At 55.1% G+C, this 20,272-nt stretch carries 21 protein-coding genes; 5 read left to right on the top strand and 16 right to left on the bottom strand.

All coding sequences use genetic code 11. From position 1 onward, the window contains the following. Nucleotides 1-245: 245 nt before the first annotated feature. The gene (locus EQV24_RS12665; RefSeq protein WP_058651406.1) at nt 246-1,577 is read left to right on the top strand and encodes an amino acid permease; all 1,332 of its coding nucleotides are present in this window, start codon (nt 246-248) and stop codon (nt 1,575-1,577) included. Between the two features lie 21 nt (nt 1,578-1,598). Continuing rightward, nucleotides 1,599-2,900: a serine dehydratase subunit alpha family protein gene (locus EQV24_RS12670; protein WP_013098874.1), complete on the top strand. Its 1,302-nt coding sequence runs from the start codon at nt 1,599-1,601 to the stop codon at nt 2,898-2,900. Nucleotides 2,901-3,397: 497 nt separating this feature from the next. Here the strand turns inward: EQV24_RS12670 and EQV24_RS12675 are convergent, their stop codons facing one another. Further along, entirely contained in the window at nt 3,398-4,099 is a 702-nt protein-coding gene (locus tag EQV24_RS12675) for a pirin family protein (protein ID WP_130626649.1), read from the bottom strand. A 104-nt stretch (nt 4,100-4,203) separates the two neighbouring features. Here EQV24_RS12675 and EQV24_RS12680 point away from each other — a divergent pair, with 104 nt between their 5' ends. After that, nucleotides 4,204-5,106, top strand: coding sequence for a LysR family transcriptional regulator (locus tag EQV24_RS12680; RefSeq protein WP_014885334.1), 903 nt, complete (start codon nt 4,204-4,206; stop codon nt 5,104-5,106). 41 nt (nt 5,107-5,147) lie between these two features. Here EQV24_RS12680 and EQV24_RS12685 read toward each other — a convergent pair whose 3' ends face one another. The 11 genes from EQV24_RS12685 to EQV24_RS12735 form a co-directional block, all read right to left on the bottom strand. Next, a complete protein-coding gene (locus tag EQV24_RS12685; RefSeq protein ID WP_013098871.1) occupies nt 5,148-5,513 on the bottom strand; it encodes a DUF805 domain-containing protein in 366 nt (121 codons plus the stop codon). Nucleotides 5,514-5,618: 105 nt separating this feature from the next. Continuing rightward, nucleotides 5,619-6,605, bottom strand: a complete 987-nt coding sequence (locus EQV24_RS12690; protein ID WP_130626650.1) for a glutathione S-transferase family protein — start codon at nt 6,603-6,605, stop codon at nt 5,619-5,621. 72 nt (nt 6,606-6,677) lie between these two features. After that, nucleotides 6,678-7,070: a DoxX family protein gene (locus tag EQV24_RS12695; protein ID WP_013098869.1), complete on the bottom strand. Its 393-nt coding sequence runs from the start codon at nt 7,068-7,070 to the stop codon at nt 6,678-6,680. A gap of 253 nt (nt 7,071-7,323) precedes the next feature. Next, nucleotides 7,324-7,620, bottom strand: coding sequence for a YqjK-like family protein (locus tag EQV24_RS12700; protein WP_130626651.1), 297 nt, complete (start codon nt 7,618-7,620; stop codon nt 7,324-7,326). Next, nucleotides 7,617-8,015 (bottom strand): phage holin family protein, encoded by a 399-nt coding sequence (locus EQV24_RS12705; RefSeq protein ID WP_013098867.1) that lies wholly within the window; start codon nt 8,013-8,015, stop codon nt 7,617-7,619. The genes EQV24_RS12700 and EQV24_RS12705 overlap by 4 nt, the downstream gene beginning before the upstream one ends. Before the next feature lies 1 nt (nt 8,016). Further along, nucleotides 8,017-8,322 carry a YqjD family protein gene (locus tag EQV24_RS12710; RefSeq protein WP_013098866.1) on the bottom strand — a complete coding sequence of 102 codons (306 nt, stop codon included), beginning with the start codon at nt 8,320-8,322 and terminating at the stop codon, nt 8,017-8,019. Between the two features lie 29 nt (nt 8,323-8,351). After that, nucleotides 8,352-8,720, bottom strand: coding sequence for a DUF1090 domain-containing protein (locus EQV24_RS12715; protein ID WP_020689388.1), 369 nt, complete (start codon nt 8,718-8,720; stop codon nt 8,352-8,354). A 142-nt stretch (nt 8,721-8,862) separates the two neighbouring features. After that, nucleotides 8,863-9,246, bottom strand: coding sequence for an EnvZ/OmpR regulon moderator MzrA (gene mzrA, locus EQV24_RS12720; RefSeq protein WP_020689389.1), 384 nt, complete (start codon nt 9,244-9,246; stop codon nt 8,863-8,865). 2 nt (nt 9,247-9,248) lie between these two features. After that, complete coding sequence (yqjA, locus tag EQV24_RS12725) at nt 9,249-9,911, bottom strand: DedA family general envelope maintenance protein YqjA (protein ID WP_013098863.1); 663 nt, start codon at nt 9,909-9,911, stop codon at nt 9,249-9,251. A gap of 343 nt (nt 9,912-10,254) precedes the next feature. After that, nucleotides 10,255-11,031 (bottom strand): transcriptional regulator ExuR, encoded by a 777-nt coding sequence (gene exuR / locus EQV24_RS12730; protein ID WP_013098862.1) that lies wholly within the window; start codon nt 11,029-11,031, stop codon nt 10,255-10,257. 141 nt (nt 11,032-11,172) lie between these two features. After that, on the bottom strand, nt 11,173-12,471 hold the full coding sequence (locus EQV24_RS12735; protein WP_029883511.1) for an MFS transporter: 1,299 nt from the start codon (nt 12,469-12,471) through the stop codon (nt 11,173-11,175). Nucleotides 12,472-12,944: 473 nt separating this feature from the next. Between EQV24_RS12735 and uxaC the strand changes: the two genes are divergently transcribed. Together uxaC and EQV24_RS12745 are read left to right on the top strand one after the other, a co-directional pair. Then, the gene (gene uxaC, locus EQV24_RS12740; RefSeq protein ID WP_038420676.1) at nt 12,945-14,357 is read left to right on the top strand and encodes a glucuronate isomerase; all 1,413 of its coding nucleotides are present in this window, start codon (nt 12,945-12,947) and stop codon (nt 14,355-14,357) included. Between the two features lie 17 nt (nt 14,358-14,374). After that, nucleotides 14,375-15,862: an altronate dehydratase family protein gene (locus EQV24_RS12745; protein ID WP_013098859.1), complete on the top strand. Its 1,488-nt coding sequence runs from the start codon at nt 14,375-14,377 to the stop codon at nt 15,860-15,862. 93 nt (nt 15,863-15,955) lie between these two features. Here EQV24_RS12745 and sstT read toward each other — a convergent pair whose 3' ends face one another. The 4 genes from sstT to EQV24_RS12765 form a co-directional block, all read right to left on the bottom strand. Further along, the gene (gene sstT, locus EQV24_RS12750; RefSeq protein ID WP_038420675.1) at nt 15,956-17,197 is read right to left on the bottom strand and encodes a serine/threonine transporter SstT; all 1,242 of its coding nucleotides are present in this window, start codon (nt 17,195-17,197) and stop codon (nt 15,956-15,958) included. Between the two features lie 210 nt (nt 17,198-17,407). Further along, on the bottom strand, nt 17,408-18,373 hold the full coding sequence (locus EQV24_RS12755; RefSeq protein WP_013098857.1) for a TerC family protein: 966 nt from the start codon (nt 18,371-18,373) through the stop codon (nt 17,408-17,410). A gap of 251 nt (nt 18,374-18,624) precedes the next feature. Further along, nucleotides 18,625-19,623 (bottom strand): Gfo/Idh/MocA family oxidoreductase, encoded by a 999-nt coding sequence (locus EQV24_RS12760; protein ID WP_013098856.1) that lies wholly within the window; start codon nt 19,621-19,623, stop codon nt 18,625-18,627. Nucleotides 19,624-19,693: 70 nt separating this feature from the next. Continuing rightward, the gene (locus EQV24_RS12765; protein WP_013098855.1) at nt 19,694-20,197 is read right to left on the bottom strand and encodes a M48 family metallopeptidase; all 504 of its coding nucleotides are present in this window, start codon (nt 20,195-20,197) and stop codon (nt 19,694-19,696) included. Nucleotides 20,198-20,272 lie beyond the last annotated feature (75 nt).

Raw genomic sequence — 20,272 nt, forward strand, 5'->3', positions numbered from 1 at the left:
TGGGGAGGCTTTTAATTTCGTGAATGCCATCACGTTTAGAAAATATCCACCTTATTGAGTATTTCAAAAGCAAATCTTCCTCCAGCATTAGAAAAGCCCTATTTATTTTGTGACTTTTTTCTCCCTCTCTCCGGCTATGATTTTCTCACACTAACAACAAGCACCTGCACTCTCTGACTCGCCATCGCTGGCGAACGGAAACCTATAAAAATTAATCAGTTACCCTACAAAAAAGCGAGTGCCTTATGGATACGGCTACAAACAGCAGTGTGATTGTGAATGATTCCCCCGCGGCTAGGCGGGCGGGAATGCGTGAGAGCGAATGGCGCGAGGCGATCAAGTTCGACAGTACCGATACGGGCTGGGTCATCATGAGTATCGGGATGGCCATCGGCGCGGGGATTGTTTTTCTCCCGGTGCAGGTCGGATTAATGGGGCTGTGGGTCTTTTTGCTCTCGTCCGTGATTGGATATCCGGCGATGTATTTATTCCAGCGCCTGTTTATTAATACGCTGGCGGAATCACCGGAATGCAAAGATTATCCGAGCGTCATTAGCGGATATCTCGGGAAAAACTGGGGCATCTTATTAGGCGCACTCTATTTTGTGATGCTGGTCATCTGGATGTTTGTCTATTCCACCGCCATTACCAACGACAGCGCCTCTTATTTGCAGACCTTTGGCGTTACCGACGGGCTACTCTCAGAAAACCCGTTCTACGGGTTAGTGCTGATCTGTATTCTGGTGGCCATCTCTTCCCGCGGTGAAAAGCTGCTGTTTAAAGTCTCCAGCCTGATGGTGTTGACCAAGCTATTTGTGGTTGCCGCGCTGGGCTTGTCGATGATTGGCCTCTGGCATTTAGCCAACGTAGGCATGCTGCCGCCGATGGGGCTGCTGATTAAAAATGCCATCATTACGCTTCCCTTTACCTTAACCTCCATTCTGTTTATTCAGACCTTAAGCCCGATGGTGATCTCCTACCGTTCACGGGAAAAGTCCGTTGAGGTGGCGCGTCATAAAGCGCTGCGCGCCATGAATATCGCCTTTGGCGTGCTGTTTGTGACGGTATTCTTCTACGCCGTCTCCTTCACGCTGGCGATGGGGCACGATGAAGCGGTAAAAGCCTATGAGCAGAACATCTCTGCCCTGGCGATTGCGGCGCAGTTTATCAGCGGAGAGGGTGCGGGCTGGGTCAAAATCGTCAGCGTGATCCTCAATATCTTTGCTGTTATGACGGCCTTCTTCGGCGTCTATCTTGGCTTTCGCGAGGCCACGCAGGGCATCGTGATGAACATCCTGCGTCGCAAAATGTCGGCAGAGAAAATCAATGAAAACACCGTGCAGCGCGGGATTATGCTGTTCGCCATCCTGCTGGCCTGGAGCGCGATTGTGTTAAACGCGCCGGTGTTGAGCTTCACCTCCATTTGCAGCCCCATCTTCGGCATGGTGGGCTGCCTGATCCCTGCATGGCTGGTCTACAAGGTACCCGCCCTGCATAAATATAAAGGCGTATCACTGGTGATTATCATCATTACCGGGCTGCTGCTTTGTGTTTCTCCTTTCCTCGCATTCTCCTGAGGAGCAATTAAGGTCGTAACGATGTCTGAGCAAACTAACCCTTTATGGAATCATTTTATTCGCGCGGTGCAGGAAGAGGTTAAACCTGCGTTGGGGTGCACTGAACCTATCTCTCTGGCGCTGGCCTGTGCGATAGCCGCTGAGCACCTGCCCGGTGAGGTAACGCGCATTGAAGCATGGGTATCGCCCAATCTGATGAAAAATGGGCTTGGCGTAACGGTACCCGGCACCGGCATGGTCGGGCTACCCATTGCGGCGGCGCTGGGAGCGACGGGCGGGAATGCCCGCGCCGGGCTGGAGGTGCTAAAAGGGGCGTCAGCCGATGCGCTGGAACGCGCCAAAGCCCTGCTCAATGCGGGTCAGGTCCAGGTGAAACTGCAGGTGCCGTGCGAGGAAATCCTCTATTCGCGCGCCTGTGTTTATGCCGGAGAGGCCTCGGCCATGGTGACCATCGCAGGCGGGCATACTCGCGTGGTGGAGGTGGTCTGTGAGGGCGAAACACGCTTCACCCGTGATGAACAGCCGGGAGAGGCGGGTGACGATCCGCTGGAGGTGTTCTCTCACACCACGCTGTCGGCGATCCTCACGTTCGTGGAGCAGGTTCCGTGTGAGGCGATCCGCTTTATTCTGCAGGCGGGGCAGCTTAACGATGCCCTTTCTCGTGAAGGGCTGAGCGGAAAATGGGGGCTGCATATTGGCGCGACGCTGAATAAGCAGCGTACGCGCGGATGGATGGCGAAGGATGTTGGCTCGGACATTGTTATCCGCACCAGCGCGGCCTCTGACGCCCGAATGGGCGGTGCTACGCTTCCGGCAATGAGCAATTCAGGGTCCGGCAATCAGGGGATCACCGCCACCATGCCGGTAGTGGTTGTGGCGGAGCACGTTCAGGCTGATGAGGAACGGCTGGCCAGAGCGCTGATGCTGTCCCATCTTTCGGCGATCTATATCCACGCCCAGCTTCCGCGCCTGTCGGCGCTGTGCGCTGCGACAACGGCAGCGATGGGGGCGGCAGCCGGCATGGCCTGGCTGATGGGGGGAAACTATCAAACGATCGCGATGGCCATCAGCAGTATGATCGGTGACGTCAGCGGGATGATTTGCGACGGTGCATCCAACAGCTGCGCGATGAAAGTCTCAACCAGCGTCAGCAGTGCCTGGAAAGCGGTGATGATGGCGCTGGATGAGTCTGCCGTGACGGGCAATGAAGGGATTGTGGCGCACGATGTGGAGCAGTCTATCTCGAACCTGTGCGCGTTAGCGTGCCGCTCAATGCAGGCAACGGACCGGCAGATTATTGAGATTATGGCGAGTAAGGTGTAGCGAGTTCAGGGGCTCGATCGGTTCCCTCTCCCTGTGGGCTGAGGGTTCCCCATAAAATAATGCCTGCATGGAGGACCCCCTCTCCCTTGAGGGAGAGGGCTGGGGTGAGGGGGAACATATGGCTGTAGAGGTCATTCCGTTCACTTTATGTTCCTTGCTACTCTGTAACGGCATGACTTGTGAACGTGCCAGGGCGGCTCAGTCGCCACCGCCCTGGCGACCCGGGCTCCCGGCGGTAAATCGCCGCTTCGCGGTGCCTTCGGCTTATTCCTTCCGGCTTATCGGGGACGGGCGGATGTAACGTCCCTGTAAAGCCGCCCTCTCGGCGCATCCATGCGCCTCGCCCCGGCCTGCAGGAAACGCCTCAGCGATTTACAGCCGGACCAGAGCATCGCTGAATGCTCTCAGTAATTCTGAGAGCAGCGTTATCGCTTATGGTTAAAAAATTACTGGGGAGCCCTCAGCCCTGTGGGAGAGGGTTAGGGTGAGGGCATTCTCTACACCGGCAAATCAATCAGCAGCGCACGCAGCGGCGTATCGGCCACCAGCGTAATATTCGCTTCATCACGAATAAATGCCCCATCGCCGCAGGTGAGCGCCTCTTTCTCTTCCGTGTGCGTTACCGCATGCACCGCACCGTGAATCGATTGCAGGTAGGCGCGCGGGCCATGAAGCTGAAAGCTCGCCTGTTCACCTTTCTTCAGTTCAATATGGTGCAGCCACACCTGCTGACGCAGTTGCAGGCTGCCTTTGCTCCCGTCCGGAGAAGCGATCAGCTGTTGCTTTTCGCTCTGCAGATCTATTTTTTGCACCAGCGGATTTTCTCGCTCAGGGCATGCATCCAGCCACAGCTGCATGCGGGTCAGCGTTTTGTCTTTGCTGAGATTATGCTCGCTATAGCTAATGCCCGGCTGCGTGGAAATTAACAGCGCTTCGCCAGCCTTTGCCTGGACATGATTGCCCTCGCTATCGCGGTATTCTGCCTCGCCTTCCAGGATCAGGTTCAGGATATCGACTTTCGGATACGTACGCGGCTGGAAGGAGGCGCCCGGGGCGAGCACTTCCTGATTTAACACGCGCAGTGAAGCGTAACCGAGGAGTTTAGGGTCAAAGTAGTGTCCAAAGGAAAAGGTGTAGCGGGCCTGCAGCCAACCGAAATCGGCTTGTCCGCACTGTTTAGCTGTTCTTGTCGTAATCATAAACTTGACCTCTCTTTACACTAAAACAATGGTAAAGGTATGGACGCTTCATTGTTAGCCAGATATTCTGCCCGGTATGTTCAAATTTCCTGAATGAGAACGAGATGGCTAAAGAGAGAGCATTGACGCTTGAGGCGCTTCGCGTCATGGACGCGATTGACAGGCGTGGCAGCTTTGCCGCCGCGGCAGATGAACTGGGGCGCGTTCCGTCTGCGCTCAGCTATACCATGCAAAAGCTGGAGGAAGAGCTGGACGTGGTGCTCTTTGACCGTTCCGGTCATCGAACAAAATTCACGAACGTTGGACGGATGCTGCTGGAACGTGGTCGCGTACTGCTGGAAGCGGCAGACAAACTGACGACGGACGCCGAGGCGCTGGCGCGTGGCTGGGAAACCCACCTGACGCTGGTCACAGAGGCTCTGGTGCCTACCGAGGCGTTATTCCCGCTGGTGGACAGGCTGGCAGACAAAGCGAACACGCAGCTTTCAATCATCACCGAGGTGCTGGCAGGCGCGTGGGAGCGTCTGGAGACGGGCAGGGCGGATATCGTAATTGCACCGGATATGCACTTCCGTTCATCGTCTGAGATCAACTCCCGCAAACTTTACAGCGTGATGAACGTTTACGTCGCCGCGCCAAATCACCCGATTCACCAGGAGCCGGAGCCGCTTTCTGAAGTGACGCGCGTGAAGTACAGGGGCGTGGCGGTTGCGGATACCGCGCGTGAACGTCCGGTGCTAACGGTGCAGTTGCTGGATAAACAGCCGCGTCTGACGGTCACATCGCTGGAAGATAAGCGCCAGGCATTGCTGGCAGGATTGGGCGTGGCGACTATGCCGTATCCGTTTGTTGAAAAAGACATTGCTGAAGGGCGTCTGCGCGTCGTCAGCCCGGAGTACACCAGCGAAGTGGATATCATTATGGCGTGGCGTCGCGACAGCATGGGCGAAGCGAAATCATGGTGTTTGCGAGAAATTCCAAAGCTCTTTGCGCATCACAACAAATAAAAGAGTAAGCCCGATGTGCCTAAGCGCCATCGGGCATAAATTTACGCGCCGATCTTCGGATCCGGACCAAAGCGGTTTTCACCCGGCGTCCCGCTCTGACAGTTGAAGATTAAAATCACAATCCACCCTACTACCGGGATTAACAGCAGCAGTAACCACCAGGCGGAACGATCCGTGTCGTGAAGCCGGCGGAACTGTACGGCCCAGGACGGCAGAAGAATAAAGATGGCATAAATCGATGTAAGGACGCCTTCCCCACTCGCCCACTCCCAGCCCAGAATTTTATCCACGATGCTCAGCACCAGAGCAAAAATGAAGTTCACCAGAATGAACATCCAGTACTCTTTGCGGCGCGCGCGGCCACCAAATCCAATGTAGTTGCGCAGTACGTTTAAATACCAATCCATTTCCTTGCCTCATTTATCAGTCAATCACTTGTTTTCTAAGCGATCGAGGTAAGGATAGATGGAGATTGTGAATTAAAAAAGGGCATCTCACGATGCCCTTAATATTTATCCAAAACGAACGTCGCGCCCGTGGGGTTCATTCAGATCCTGCCACGGCCCGATGGAGATAATACCCGTCGGGTTAATGGTTTTGTGGCTGCGGAAATAGTGGGTGCGGATATGGTCAAAATCGACCGTTTCGGCAATTCCCGGCATCTGGTAGATGTCGCGCAGGAAACCATACAGGTTCAGATAATCGCTGATGCGGTGTTTGTCACACTTAAAGTGGGTGACATAGACCGGATCAAAGCGAACCAGCGTCGTCCACAGGCGGATATCCGCTTCCGTCAGACGATCGCCCGTCAGGTAGCGGTGCTGGCCGAGGATCTGCTCCAGACGCTCAAGAGATTCAAAGACTTTTCCAACCGCTTCGTCGTAGGCTTCCTGGCTGGTGGCAAAACCGGCCTTGTAAACGCCGTTATTAACGTTGTCGTAAATCCAGCTGTTCAGCTCATCGATTTTGTCTCGCAGCTCAACCGGATAGTAATCCCCGGCGCGCGCGCCATGGGCGTTGAAGGCGGTGTTGAACATGCGGATGATCTCCGCAGATTCATTGCTGACAATCGTCTGGTTTTTCTTATCCCACAGAACCGGTACGGTGACGCGCCCGGTGTAGTGCGGGTCGGCGCGCAGATAAAGCTGGTAGAGGAAATCGTGATGATACAGTTCATCACCCGTCGCAGCAGGGAAATCATGGTCGAACGTCCAGCCGTTTTCCAGCATTAGCGGGTTCACCACCGACACCGGAATTAAGGATTCGAGGCCTTTCAGCTTGCGCACAATCAGCGTGCGGTGCGCCCACGGGCAGGCGAGGGAAACATAGAGGTGATAACGATCTTTCTCGGCCGCAAAGCCACCTTCGCCACTCGGGCCGGGAGCACCATCGGCGGTAAGCCAGTTACGGAAGGCCGAAACAGAGCGCTTGAAGCGTCCACCGGTGGATTTGGTGTCATACCAGACATCCTGCCAGACGCCGTCTACGAGTTGTCCCATTTTTTTCTCCTCCGTCAGATAGCAAAAGCGAGGAGAGGTCTCCTCGCTTTGTGTTTATTCAGTATAGCGTGCTTACCATTTCTTATTCAGAACGCGGTCGATGCTGTATGCGCCCGGGCCGGTGACAGCCAGTAGCAGGAAGCCACCCGCAATGGTCAGGTTTTTCATGAACATCAGGGAGTTCACGCCTTCAGCAAAGTTGCTGTGGAAGATGAACGCCGTCAGCAGGGTGAAGCCCGCAGTAAACAGCGCCGTGGTACGGGTCAGGAAGCCGAACAGTACCGCCAGGCCGCCGCCGAACTCAAGCAGAATGGTCAGTGGCAGCATGAAGCCCGGAACGCCCATGGCTTCCATATACTGCTGGGTACCCGCATAACCGGTGATTTTGCCCCAACCTGCAACGATGAACAGAATTGGCATCAGAATACGTGCTACCAGTACACCAACATCTTCTAATTTTTTCATTTTACTCTCCAGGAAACCACATCAGCGGCTGAACATTATTTGTCTGCAAATTCGGGTAGATACCGCGTCTTTGCTGTCGATGGAGAGCATCATAAACGTGACGGTTGGCGATTGTTAGCAAGGAAAACTGTCAATCTTTTTCAAAGATATTGAGTAAGGGCAGGAGCGCGCTGGTGCCCTCACCCCAACCCTCTCCCACAGGGAGAGGGCGTAAAAACAAAAAACGGTAACCAGGGTTACCGTTTTGCTTTTATCACCGAAGCTGCTGCTGGCGAATCGTCGCTTTCACCAGACGCCAGGCGCTCCAGGCACCAAAGCCGCGTCGGGCCCAACGGATCAGCATATTCGGATGACGGATCGTCCAGATTGCCATCACACTGCTGCCAACCAGAGCCCAGGAACGCAGGCTCAGGAAGGTGTTCCAGCCACGGTCAAACCGACGCGTCGCATCAATCCAGTCGCGGCTGCTGGCAGACAGATCCAGCCGTTGCTGCTGGATCTGACTTAACAGAAAGGCTTTTCGCTTTTCACGTTCGGCTTTATCGCTCACGGCTTGTCATCCTCCAGCAGAGCGCGATCGTTCGCCAGCTCCTGGCGCGTATGGCGCAGGAAAGTGGACTTACGCGCTTTGCGCATCGTCCAGATACCGCCAATCAGTGCTGCAACCAGCAAAACGACGGTGGTGGCAATCATCGCGTTGAGTCGATATTGCGGATCGATGGCCCAGATGATGAGTACCATCAGGCTCATCAGACCAAACGCGGCGAAGAGCATGGTCAGTCCAAGCATCAGCAGCATCTGGAAGAGGTTGGCTTTCTCCTCTTCCAGCTCTACCACTGCCAGCCGGACGCGCGTTTCGGCAATCCCGACCAGCGTCGTTAAGATACGCTGGCCGATGCCGAGGACGTTGTTAGCAGGCCCTTGTGCGTGACGAGGATCTTCCATATCAACGACGCGTCAGCAGTACGCCCAGTACCACACCGATTGCGGCACCAATACCGACACCCGTCCACGGATTATCGCGAACATATTCGTCAGCACGCGCTGCGGCTTCACGGGTCTGTTTTGCCAGCGCATCACCGGTTTCACCCAGGCGATAACGGCTCTCTTTCAGCGCTTGCTCCGCTTTACTGCGCAGTTTGCTGACCTCTTCTTTTGACTTATCGGCGGAGGAGTTCAGCACCTCTTCAAGGGTGTCAGCCAGGGATTTCAGTTCAGCGCGCAGATGTTCAGACGTCGTATCTTTTGACATGATTTTCTCCTGTTGAGATTTCCGTTAACTCAATAATCGCGAGCTTCCAGCGCTTTCAGGTCGTCCTGCGCTTCTTTCAGCTTTCTCTCGCGCTTGGCAATTTTTTCCGCATCCCCTTTCTCTTTCGCTTCCTGCAGGTCGTGACGACGCTCGGCTATCTCGTCCTTCTGTTCAGCGATTTTTTTCTGGTGATCGGCACGCAGTTGGCTGTCTGAACAGTTCGCTTTCACTTCGCTCAGCGCTTTTTTCAGCCCCTCAACACGATGCTGATTGTTGTGCTTTTCGGCATAACCGATCTCACGCTGAATATCCTGCTCTTTCTCCTGACAGAGAGAAGTGGCGAAGGAGGCAGTGCTTAAAGATAAAAGGGCCAAAGCCAGAGTAATGCGGAATTTCATTATCGAAACCTTCCATTGTGTTGCGGCATACGCCGCTATCCAGACTAAGCGGAGAACATTTGAGGGGTGCTCCGCGTACTTAAGCATAGTAAGTAAACGGGGGATTCACCAAAGTGAGTGAAAAGATTCGGAATCCTGGTAATTATCCAAATCGATGCGACGTATCGCGAATCAGCGACAGCCAGGCCGCTGGCCGGCTGTCATCGTCCTGCTGGGCAATGATGTATCCCTGCGGCAGCGTGCGGTCAAGCACCACTTTCGCGGCCGCGCTCTGCGCACGAGAGTCAAACTTGATCAGTAACACATCGTTTTGTGGGGTGATACTTTTAAAGCGGATCCCGTTGGCATCCAGATGGTGCCAGACAGAAAACCCATCCGGTACGCTGACACCCTGATTAACCGGGCGAATGGCCAGCGTAGATTCCTGATGCGAAAGCGCGCTCCAGACCAGAAGCATGGCGCTGATAAGCACCAGGGCGATCAGTGCGTACGCACAACGACGCAGGGAGAGCGCTGAGATAACCATGGTTAGCTCCTGGCTCCGTATTTTTTCTTCCACAGGACAACCAGCGAACCGATCAGGCCGAAGACCAGCAGGACGACAGGCAGCAGCATCAGGCATGACATCAGCTGATCTTCATACTTCATAAAGACCGGCGTTTTACCCAGCGCATAGCCCAGCGTGGTGAGGATCAGCACCCACAGCAGGCCGCTCATCCAGTTAAAGAACTGGAAGCGAGTGCTGCTGAGACCTGACAGACCCGCGATGGTCGGCAACAAAGTACGTACAAACGCAATAAAGCGGCCAATCAGCAGTGCGGAAAGGCCGTGCTTATGGAAAAGATGGTGCGCCCGCTGGTGATAATGTGCCGGAAGGTGCGAAAGCCAGTTCTGCACGATCCGCGTATTGCCAAGCCATCGTCCCTGGATGTAGCTCACCCAGCAGCCGAGGCTGGCGGCGACGGTCAGTAAAAAAATGGTTTGCGGAAACGCCATCGCCCCTTTGGCACACAGCACGCCGACCAGCACCAGCAAACTGTCGCCAGGCAAAAAGGCCGCAGGCAGCAGACCGTTCTCAAGGAACAGGATCATAAACAGGACAAAATAGAGCATGCCAATCATGGAAGGGTTGGCCAGCGTTTCGAAATCCTGAGCCCAGAGGGCATTCAGTAGTTGGGTCAAAAGTTCCATTCAGTGCTCCTGGAAATCGGTTAACGTCACGCCTGTTATCCGGGACAAACAGCACGGCGACATTGTTGTGATTTCATTATGGTCGCTCGCGGACACATTGCGGTGTGGCCAACACTGTTCCCTGTTAATTGGCTGGTTAGCAAGCACTAACTTACAAAATAAGGAATTGAATCCAATTGTAACAAAGCCCAACGTTCTGCGTCACAGAATTTGCAGGGTGTGATGATTTTGGCGTAAGCCCTGGAAGTGAGCGAGGGGATTTACAAAGGCTGACACTATATATGTTTTGCTTACCCATAAGCGTGGGAAGGCGCAGCGAAGCGCCTGCCAGCACGGAGGCAAACTATTTTGCCTGACTTGACGCGGTATCGAGGTGAACGACAGGATTATCCGCAAAAAGATAACGGTCGGCGTTAAATTCGAAGTCGTCACTGGTCTCATTGAACAGCATCTGCTTGGTGTTCTCGAGGTGCTGCCACATGGCCAGTTTCGCGGCGTGGGGATCTTTACGAATCAGCGCCTTGAGGATTTGGTCGTGATCGTCACACCAGTTATCCACCGTACGTGAATCGATATGATCGTGCAGTTTTTTCCAGTACGGGTTGTGAACGCGCTGAGTCCACATTTTTTCTACAATTGCGGCCAGCGCGGTATTTTGCGTTGCCAGTGCCACCTGAACGTGGAACTGCAGATCCCACTCCGAATCGCGGAAACATTTTTCCTTGCGGGCGTTCTCCTGGATCTCCATCAGTTTCATGATGTCCTGCTTGGTCACCTGAGTTGCCGCAAATTCCGCAATGTTGCTTTCAATGAGCTGGCGGGCCTGGAGCAGCTCAAACGGACCATAGCTGGCAAATTCCAGGCTTTCGTCCGCAACAGGAGAGTGTTTAGGCTGATTAGAAATCACATGAATGCCGGAACCTTTGCGAACCTCAACGTAACCTTCCACTTCGAGCATGATGATCGCTTCGCGCACCACGGTGCGGCTCACGTTTTTTTCATCGGCTATGAAGCGCTCAGCGGGGAGTTTGTCACCGACAAGATAGACCCCTTGCTCGATGCGATCTTTCAGCTCGGCAGCAAGTTGTTGATATAAACGACGTGGTTCGGTGATTTCCATATGCGCTCCAGGCAGGGTACGGCGGATGATTTGTTATACCACTTTTGCATGCCACTCTCCAGATTTTGCCATTAAAAAAGCCGCCCGGAGGCGGCTGGTTTTATAGCTCGGGTAAGCGCAGCGCCACCCGGCACAGCAATGCTAACTCTGCGTCGCCGGTTTCCCGAGGGACTCTTTCGCCAGTTCGTCGGCAGATTTGCTTTTCAGCACCGTCCAGATAACGACTGCCCCCATCAGGTCGAAGATAGCCAGTACCGCAAACAGCGGGCTGAAACCGATGGTATCCGCCAGCGCACCCACCACCAGCGCAAACAGGGTACTTGCGGTCCAGGCGGCCATCCCGGTCAGGCCGTTGGCCGTTGCCACTTCGTTACGGCCGAACACGTCAGACGAGAGGGTAATCAGCGCACCGGATAACGACTGGTGTGCAAAACCACCGATGCACAGCAGGGCGATAGCCACGTACGGGCTGGTGAACAGGCCGATCATCCCCGGGCCAATCATCAGCAGCGCGCCCATGGTCACGACCATCTTACGGGAAACAATCAGGTTCACCCCAAACCAGCGCTGGAACAGTGGCGGCAGGTAACCACCCACGATACAGCCCAGGTCAGCGAACAGCATGGGCATCCAGGCGAACATGGCGATCTCTTTCAGGTTAAAGCCATAGACCTTAAACATGAACAGTGGGATCCAGGCGTTAAAGGTGCCCCAGGCCGGTTCAGCCAGGAAGCGTGGCAGCGCGATACCCCAGAACTGACGGGTCCCCAGGATCTGCCAGACGGACATTTTTTTGCCGTTGTTGGTCTGGTGCTGCGCTTCCTGACCGCCAATGATGTACTCGCGTTCTTCTTCAGACAGTTTTTTCTGGTCACGCGGGTGTTTATAGAACACCAGCCACGCCATGGCCCAGGCAAAGCTCAGTACGCCAGAGATAATAAACGCCATCTGCCAGCTGTGCATGACGATGGCCCACACCACCAGAGGAGGGGCAATCATCGCCCCGATGGACGAGCCGACGTTGAAGTAACCGACCGCAATAGAACGCTCTTTTGCCGGGAACCACTCTGAGCTGGCTTTCAGCCCTGCCGGGATCATCGCCGCTTCCGCCGCACCTACCGCGCCGCGTGCCAGCGCCAGGCCACCCCAGCTGCCTGCCAGCGCCGTTGCACCGCAGAACACCGCCCAGGCGATGGCGAAGAAGGCATAACCGATTTTGGTACCGAGAATGTCCAGCACATAGCCTGCAACAGGCTGCATGATGGTATAAGCCGCGGAGTAGGCGGCAATGATGTAGGAGTATTGCTGCGTGGAGATGTGCAGCTCTTCCATCAAAGTGGGCGCGGCGGCTGCCACGGTGTTACGCGTGAGGTAGCCCAGCACGGTGCCGAGCGTCACCAGTGCGATCATATACCAACGTAACCCTTTAATTTTACGCATCTAAAACCTCATCGTTATGTTATTTCCGTGCCAGGGCACGGCAACCTCTCACCGGTTTGGGGGAGGGCTGTGTAACGGGAGGGGCGTAACCGGGAGAACGTCCCGGAACGGCCCGAACCTTGCCATAAATAAGCGTGCATAAGTCGGTTTCCGTACCGTTAAATCCGATGTCTGACACCGGTAATGCATTCCGTCGGCTGCGTGTTTGCGACGGCGAAAAGATAACTTGTCATACAACTTTAAAAGGTGAGTGACATCACAAATGTATGATTCTTTGTAGGGGCATTATCTGGCGCAGGCGAAGCCAGTCCTGACGCGGTCTGCAGAAGGGTTTACCTCATTCGGGGTAATTTTTTTGTCCAGGTTTATTGATCCAACTCACGAAAAAAACCTCAGGCTCTGGAAATTGGTGTGATAACTTTGCAGCATCTGAACATAAGCTTTCTGCCGCTCCCGTTACGAGGAAGACGATAATGACACCGTTTATGACCGACGATTTTCTGTTAGACACTGAATTTGCCCGCCGCCTGTATCACGACTACGCAAAAGACCAGCCCATTTTTGATTACCACTGCCATTTACCGCCGCAGCAGGTTGCCGACAATTACCGTTTTAAAAACCTGTATGACATCTGGCTGAAGGGCGATCACTATAAATGGCGCGCCATGCGCACCAACGGCGTCGCTGAACGCCTGTGTACCGGCGACGCAAGCGACCGCGAGAAATTTGATGCCTGGGCGGCTACCGTGCCGCAGACCATCGGTAACCCGCTCTATCACTGGACGCACCTCGAACTGCGCCGTCCGTTTGGCATTACCGGTAAGCTGCTTTCACCGGCTACGGCGGATGAGATCTGGGAGCAGTGCAACGACTTGCTGGCACAGGATAACTTCTCCGCGCGCGGCATCATGAAGCAGATGAACGTGAAGATGGTGGGCACCACCGACGACCCGATCGACTCGCTGGAGCATCACGCGGTCATTGCAAAAGACACCGCGTTTGATATCAAAGTGCTGCCAAGCTGGCGTCCGGATAAAGCCTTTAACATCGAACTCGACACTTTTAGCGACTATATGGCGAAGCTGGGCGAGGTTTCTGACACCGACATCCGTCGTTTTGCGGACCTGCAGAGCGCGCTGATCAAACGTCTGGATCACTTTGCGGCACACGGCTGTAAAGTCTCTGACCATGCCCTGGATGTGGTGCTGTTTGCAGAATCTAACGAAGCCGAGCTGGATAGCATTCTGGCGCGCCGTCTCTCCGGTGAAGCCCTGAGCGAGCATGAAGTTGCCCAGTTCAAAACTGCGGTACTGGTCTTCCTTGGCGCTGAATATGCCCGTCGCGGCTGGGTGCAGCAGTACCACATTGGCGCGCTGCGTAATAACAACCAGCGTCAGTTCAAACTGCTGGGCGCGGACGTGGGCTTTGACTCCATTAACGACCGTCCGCTGGCCGAAGCGCTCTCTAAACTGCTGAGCAAACAGAACGAGCAAAACCTGCTGCCCAAAACCATTCTCTACTGCCTGAACCCGCGCGATAACGAAGTGCTGGGCACCATGATCGGCAACTTCCAGGGGGAAGGGATGCCGGGCAAGATGCAGTTCGGCTCCGGCTGGTGGTTCAATGACCAGAAAGATGGCATGGAGCGTCAGATGACGCAACTGGCGCAGTTGGGTCTGTTAAGCCGCTTTGTCGGCATGCTGACCGACAGCCGCAGTTTCCTCTCCTACACCCGCCACGAATACTTCCGCCGCATTCTGTGCCAGATGATTGGCCGCTGGGTGCACGCGGGCGAAGCACCGGCGGATATCCAGCTGCTCGGCGAGATGGTGAGAAACATCTGCTTTAACAATGCGCGTGACTACTTCGCCATTGAACTGAACTAAGCCCGTTTGAGGTTGATATGCACTACATCAAAATCCATTCGCTGGATAACGTCGGCGTCGCGCTGGCAGATCTGACCGAAGGAACAGAGGTCACTTTCGGTAATCAATCGGTCACGTTGCGCCAGGCCATTGGACGTGGACATAAGTTTGCCCTGATCCCCATTATGAAAGGGGAGAACGTGGTGAAGTACGGTTTACCGATTGGCCATGCGCTGGCGGATATTGCGCCGGGTGAATACATTCATTCCCACAATACCCGCACCAATCTGAGCGATCTGGACGAGTACAGCTATCAACCTGATTTCCATGCGCAAGAGGAGCAGGCGGCAGATCGTGAGGTGCAGATCTACCGCCGCGCCAACGGTGAGGTAGGGATCCGCAACGAACTCTGGATCCTCCCGACAGTCGGTTGCGTGAACGGGATCGCGCGTCAAATCCAGACGCGTTTCCTGAAAGAGACTCACGATGCCGAAGGCATTGACGGCGTGCACCTGTTCAGCCACACCTACGGCTGTTCACAGCTGGGTGACGATCACATCAACACCCGTACCATGCTGCAAAACATGGTGCGTCATCCGAACGCGGGGGCGGTGCTGGTGATTGGCCTGGGCTGCGAGAACAACCAAGTGGATGCCTTCCGGGAGACGCTGGGCGAGTTTGACCCTGAGCGCGTGCACTTTATGGTGTGTCAGCATCAGGATGATGAAGTGGAAGCGGGCGTTGAGCAACTGCACCAGCTGTATGAGGCGATGCGCCACGATAAACGTGAGCCGGGCAAGCTGAGCGAGCTTAAGTTTGGGCTGGAGTGTGGTGGCTCGGACGGTCTTTCCGGCATCACCGCGAACCCGATGCTGGGCCGCTTCTCGGACTATGTGATCGCCAACGGGGGAACGACGGTGCTGACGGAAGTGCCGGAGATGTTCGGTGCCGAGCGTATCCTGATGAGCCACTGCCGTGATGAAGCGACGTTTGAGAAAACGGTCACCATGGTGAATGATTTCAAACAGTACTTCATCGCTCATAACCAGCCGATTTATGAGAACCCGTCGCCGGGTAACAAAGCGGGTGGGATCACCACGCTTGAAGAGAAGTCACTGGGTTGTACCCAGAAAGCGGGCGCCAGCCAGGTGGTGGATGTCCTGCGCTACGGCGAACGCCTGAAAACCCACGGACTGAATCTGCTGAGCGCCCCGGGGAACGATGCGGTTGCCACCAGCGCGCTGGCCGGTGCCGGCTGCCACATGGTGTTGTTCAGCACCGGCCGCGGTACGCCGTACGGCGGGTTTGTCCCGACGGTCAAAATTGCCACCAACAGTGAACTGGCGGCGAAGAAAAAGCACTGGATCGACTTTGATGCCGGTCAGCTCATTCACGGTAAAGCAATGCCTGAATTGCTGACGGAGTTTGTGGACAGTATTGTGGAATTTGCCAACGGCAAGCAGACCTGCAACGAGAAAAACGACTTCCGTGAGCTGGCGATCTTTAAGAGTGGGGTGACGTTGTAAGTTGGGTGCGGGCTGGTGCCCTCACCCTGACCCTCTCCCACGGGAGAGGGGACAAACACTAAAAACGGCAACCTCAGGGTTGCCGTTTTGCTGTTAACCTCGTAATGCGTTCTTCGCTAAACGCGCATCTTCCGCCTGACAGGCCGCAGCGGTGAACAGCACGTCGGTAGAAGAGTTCAGCGCCGTCTCACAGGAATCCTGCAGCACACCGATAATGAAGCCGACTGCGACCACCTGCATGGCAATTTCGTTCGGGATACCAAACATATTGCACGCCAGCGGGATCAGTAGCAGAGAGCCGCCCGCCACGCCGGATGCGCCACAGGCACACAGCGAGGCCACCACGCTCAGCAGCAGCGCCGTAGGCAGATCCACAGGAATACCCAGCGTATGCACAGCCGCCAGGGTCAGCACGGTGACGGTGATCGCCGCGCCCGCCATGTTCACGGTAGCACCCAGCGGGATAGACACGGAGTAAGTATCACGATCCAGATTCAGTTTTTCCGCCAGCGCCATGTTAACCGGAATGTTAGCTGCAGAGCTGCGGGTAAAGAAGGCGTACACGCCGCTCTCGCGCAGGCAGGTCATTACCAGTGGATACGGATTGCGGCGGATCTGCCAGAACACCAGCAGGGGGTTAACTACCAGCGCCACCAGCAGCATGCAGCCAACCAGGACCATCAGCAGCTGGGCGTAGCCCCACAGCGCGTCAAAACCGGTGGTTGCCAGCGTAGAGGAGACCAGACCAAAAATACCGATTGGGGCGAAGCGAATAACGATTTTCACCATGAAGGTCACGGCGTTCGAGACATCGTTAACCAGGTTTTTCGTGGTCTCATTACCATGACGCAGTGCGAAGCCCAGCCCAATTGCCCAGACCAGGATGCCAATGTAGTTTGCGTTCATCAGCGCCGTGATTGGGTTGGAGACCATGCTCATCAGCAGGCCACGCAGCACTTCCACGATCCCGGATGGCGGCGTGACATCACCGGCCGCGCTGGTCAGGTGCAGCGTAGACGGGAACAGGAAGCTAAATACCACGGCGGTTAAGGCAGCGGAGAAGGTGCCCAGAAGATACAGGAACAGGATCGGCCGAATGTTGGTTTTTTGTCCGTGTTGGTGGTTGGCAATCGACGCCATGACCAGCATCAGAACCAGTACCGGTGCCACGGCTTTCAGTGCGCCAACGAAAAGGGTTCCAAGCAGCCCCGTGGCTTCTGCAGCAGGTTTTGACACCATTGCCAGCAGAATACCCAGTACCAACCCGACCAGAATTTGTTTTACAAGGCTGCCCTGCGCCAGGCGCGCGAACAGACCGCGTGATTGTGTGCTCATACGTTATTCCTGAGTGAAATTGCGTTCCATCCTGGCTGTGCTCTAAGGCACATTTATGTCCGGATGTAAGTATTTGTTTGCCTGGTTGAGTATCAGGGAAAGCGAGGAAAGGCGGAAGAGTAAAATGCTGGATTTTACGTGTTGCGTCATGTTTTTTAACTATTGGTTAACGAAAGTGCCGGGTGGCGCTGCGCCACCCGGCAAAACGCACTACGCCTGCTGCTTTTTATCGTGCTGGCGGTTAACCCAGGTATTGATAATCAGCGTTACCAGCAGAATGCCAAACACCACGCCGAGCGAGATGGCAATCGGGATATGGTAGAAATCGACAATCAGCATCTTGATACCGATAAACACCAGGATCACCGACAGACCGTACTTCAGCATTGAGAAGCGCTCAGCCGCGCCTGCCAGCAGGAAATACATCGCACGCAGACCGAGAATAGCGAACAGGTTAGAGGTCAGCACAATGAACGGGTCGGTAGTGACGGCGAAGATAGCCGGGATACTGTCCACGGCGAAGATCACATCGCTCAGCTCCACCAGAATCAGCACCAGCAGCAGCGGGGTGGCGAACAGCAGGCCATTCTTGCGGACAAAGAAATGCTCGCTCTCGATTTTGTCCGTCATGCGCAGATGACCACGGATCCACTTCACCAGCGGCTTATCACCAATACCGGTTTCGTCTTCTTTCGCCAGCGCCATTTTAACCCCAGTGAACAGCAGGAACGCGCCAAAGACGTACAGCAGCCATTCGAACTGGGTTATCAGCCAGCTACCGGCGAAGATCATGATGGTACGCAGGACGATTGCCCCCAGCACGCCGTAAACCAGCACGCGACGCTGCAGGGCAGCAGGCACGGCAAAGTAGCTGAACAGCATCAGCCAGACGAAGACGTTATCAACCGCCAGCGCTTTTTCAATCAGATAACCGGTGAGGAAGGCGAGCGCCTGAGGATCAGCCACCGCACGGCCTTCGGTCGAGGCCAGATACCACCAGAAGGCGGCGCAGAAAAGGAGTGAGAGGGATACCCACACCAGCGACCAGACGGCGGCTTGCTTGACGCTCATACCGTGCTCGCCGCGGCGGCCCTGCAAAAAGAGGTCGATTGCCAGCATGATGAGCACGACAACCGCGAATCCGCCCCACAACATTGGAGTGCCGACAGAATGCATACTATTTTCCTTACACATAAAAAACAAAAACGGCCATGGTCAGAAGACGATAGCCGTTAGCTTTTTATGCATAGACCTCGCCTTCCGGCAAGGTCTCACTTACAACCACGAAGGTTGCCCGGCGACCGGATGCGGTTTTGCACGCATCGTAATGACGATCCACCGGCAAGGAAGTTACTCCCCTTTGCTCGTAACAAAATATGTCAGACCATCAGTTTCGTCAATGGTCCTCAGTCATTCATTACACAGCTTTACGCGATAGCTTCTGTGCTCACGCCGTCAGCCGGGAAAACCACGCCGGTCTGGCGACGGATTTCCGTTTGCAGCTTCGCCGTGGTGCGGCTTATCGCAAGCCCCGGGTGATTCACTTCGTTGTCTTCCACCAGACGGGCGAAGACCTCTGCCTCATAGAGCATAGTGTTAATATGCTGAGGCTGCGTCAGCTCCTGCGCTTTACCGCCGCGTGGCACAAAGCTCAGCTTCTGGCATTCGGAAATCTTCTCGATAACCAGCGATCCGTTTTCACCCTGAATTTCACTTGGCAGGACGGAGTCACTCACTTTGGAGTGCTGCAGCGTGACGCTGAAATCACCGTAATCCAGCACCACGACACCGTGCGCATCCACGCCGCTCTCCAGCAGGCTGGCAGTGGCCGTTACGCCGTGCGGCTCGCCCCACAGGGCAACCGCAGAGGCCAGGCAATAGAAACCGATGTCCATAATCGAGCCGTTGGAGAAGGCCGGATTAAAGGTGTTCGGGTTCTCGCCGTCCAGATAACGCTGGTAGCGCGACGAGTACTGGCAGTAGTTAATAAAGGCTTTGCGCACTTTGCCCACCTTCGGCAAAGACTGCTGTAGCAGCAGGAAGTTCGGCAGGCTGGCGGTTTTGAACGCTTCGAACAGCACCACCTGGTTGTCGCGGGCGCACTGAATGGCGGCTTCCACTTCCTCGATATTCGAGGCCAACGGCTTCTCGCAAATGACATGTTTTTTGTGGCTGAGGAAGAGCCGGGTTTGCGGGAAGTGCAGGGCGTTCGGGCTGGCGATATAGACCGCGTCAATGGCGTCGCTTTGCGCCATCTCATCAAGCGAGGTGAACAGATGTTCAACCAGATAATCGTTCGCGAAGGCCTGCGCCTGTTCAAGGCTGCGGGAATAGACGGCGGTGAGCTTAAGTTTGCCGGTTTCGTGGGCGGCGTCGACGAACTGGCGCGTGATCCAGTTCGTACCAATGACTGCGAAACGTATCATAAACGTTTACGTACTCCATAGCGGGGAACCTTTAGCCACTGTAGCACGTGATTGTTGCAAAACCAGTGCGCTACTGCGCATTACTCTTTAACGATAAATGCGTAAGCCACAAACGGGTATCAAACTCCAGCTGATGGTACTGTGGCTCCATATGGCAGCACAGGGAATAGAACGCCTTGTCATGCTCTTTTTCCTTCAGGTGCGCCAGCTCGTGCACCACGATCATCCGCAGAAAGGCTTCCGGTGCGTTGCGAAAGACGGTGGCGACGCGGATCTCGGCTTTTGCTTTTAGCTTACCGCCCTGTACGCGTGAAATGGCCGTATGCAGGCCGAGCGCGTTTTTCAGCACGTGGATCTTGTTGTCGTACATCACTTTATTGATGGGTGGTGCACTCTTCAGATACCGGTTTTTGAGATCCTGCGTATACTGCCAGAGGGCCTTATCGGTCGCGACATCGTGCGTGCCGGGATAACGTTTTTCCAGCACCGCCCCCAGTTTTTGCTCGGCAATTAACGTGCGTACCTGGGAGAGCAAATGCTCCGGGTAGCCCTGGAGATAAGTCAGCTGGTTCATCAAAACCCCAAAATAAGTTGAAAACGGGTATACTCACGCACCCTTTTCAGGGATAACGCCAAATTTTACCATTCA

The organism is Enterobacter sp. A8, from assembly GCF_004296595.1.
In the GTDB taxonomy this organism is placed as follows: domain Bacteria; phylum Pseudomonadota; class Gammaproteobacteria; order Enterobacterales; family Enterobacteriaceae; genus Enterobacter; species Enterobacter cloacae.

Excerpts from the sequence above, each read along its gene's own strand:
- EQV24_RS12665 (WP_058651406.1), top strand. The coding sequence starts at position 246 with ATGGATACGGCTACAAACAGCAGTGTGATTGTGAATGATTCCCCCGCG.
- EQV24_RS12680 (WP_014885334.1), top strand. The coding sequence starts at position 4,204 with ATGGCTAAAGAGAGAGCATTGACGCTTGAGGCGCTTCGCGTCATGGAC.
- EQV24_RS12710 (WP_013098866.1), bottom strand. The coding sequence starts at position 8,322 with ATGTCAAAAGATACGACGTCTGAACATCTGCGCGCTGAACTGAAATCC.
- EQV24_RS12735 (WP_029883511.1), bottom strand. The coding sequence starts at position 12,471 with ATGCGTAAAATTAAAGGGTTACGTTGGTATATGATCGCACTGGTGACG.
- yqjA (WP_013098863.1), bottom strand. The coding sequence starts at position 9,911 with ATGGAACTTTTGACCCAACTACTGAATGCCCTCTGGGCTCAGGATTTC.
- exuR (WP_013098862.1), bottom strand. The coding sequence starts at position 11,031 with ATGGAAATCACCGAACCACGTCGTTTATATCAACAACTTGCTGCCGAG.
- sstT (WP_038420675.1), bottom strand. The coding sequence starts at position 17,197 with ATGAGCACACAATCACGCGGTCTGTTCGCGCGCCTGGCGCAGGGCAGC.
- EQV24_RS12765 (WP_013098855.1), bottom strand. The coding sequence starts at position 20,197 with ATGAACCAGCTGACTTATCTCCAGGGCTACCCGGAGCATTTGCTCTCC.
- mzrA (WP_020689389.1), bottom strand. The coding sequence starts at position 9,246 with ATGGTTATCTCAGCGCTCTCCCTGCGTCGTTGTGCGTACGCACTGATC.
- EQV24_RS12715 (WP_020689388.1), bottom strand. The coding sequence starts at position 8,720 with ATGAAATTCCGCATTACTCTGGCTTTGGCCCTTTTATCTTTAAGCACT.
- EQV24_RS12690 (WP_130626650.1), bottom strand. The coding sequence starts at position 6,605 with ATGGGACAACTCGTAGACGGCGTCTGGCAGGATGTCTGGTATGACACC.
- EQV24_RS12670 (WP_013098874.1), top strand. The coding sequence starts at position 1,599 with ATGTCTGAGCAAACTAACCCTTTATGGAATCATTTTATTCGCGCGGTG.
- EQV24_RS12760 (WP_013098856.1), bottom strand. The coding sequence starts at position 19,623 with ATGATACGTTTCGCAGTCATTGGTACGAACTGGATCACGCGCCAGTTC.
- EQV24_RS12705 (WP_013098867.1), bottom strand. The coding sequence starts at position 8,015 with ATGGAAGATCCTCGTCACGCACAAGGGCCTGCTAACAACGTCCTCGGC.
- EQV24_RS12755 (WP_013098857.1), bottom strand. The coding sequence starts at position 18,373 with ATGCATTCTGTCGGCACTCCAATGTTGTGGGGCGGATTCGCGGTTGTC.
- EQV24_RS12745 (WP_013098859.1), top strand. The coding sequence starts at position 14,375 with ATGCACTACATCAAAATCCATTCGCTGGATAACGTCGGCGTCGCGCTG.
- EQV24_RS12685 (WP_013098871.1), bottom strand. The coding sequence starts at position 5,513 with ATGGATTGGTATTTAAACGTACTGCGCAACTACATTGGATTTGGTGGC.
- EQV24_RS12695 (WP_013098869.1), bottom strand. The coding sequence starts at position 7,070 with ATGAAAAAATTAGAAGATGTTGGTGTACTGGTAGCACGTATTCTGATG.
- uxaC (WP_038420676.1), top strand. The coding sequence starts at position 12,945 with ATGACACCGTTTATGACCGACGATTTTCTGTTAGACACTGAATTTGCC.
- EQV24_RS12675 (WP_130626649.1), bottom strand. The coding sequence starts at position 4,099 with ATGATTACGACAAGAACAGCTAAACAGTGCGGACAAGCCGATTTCGGT.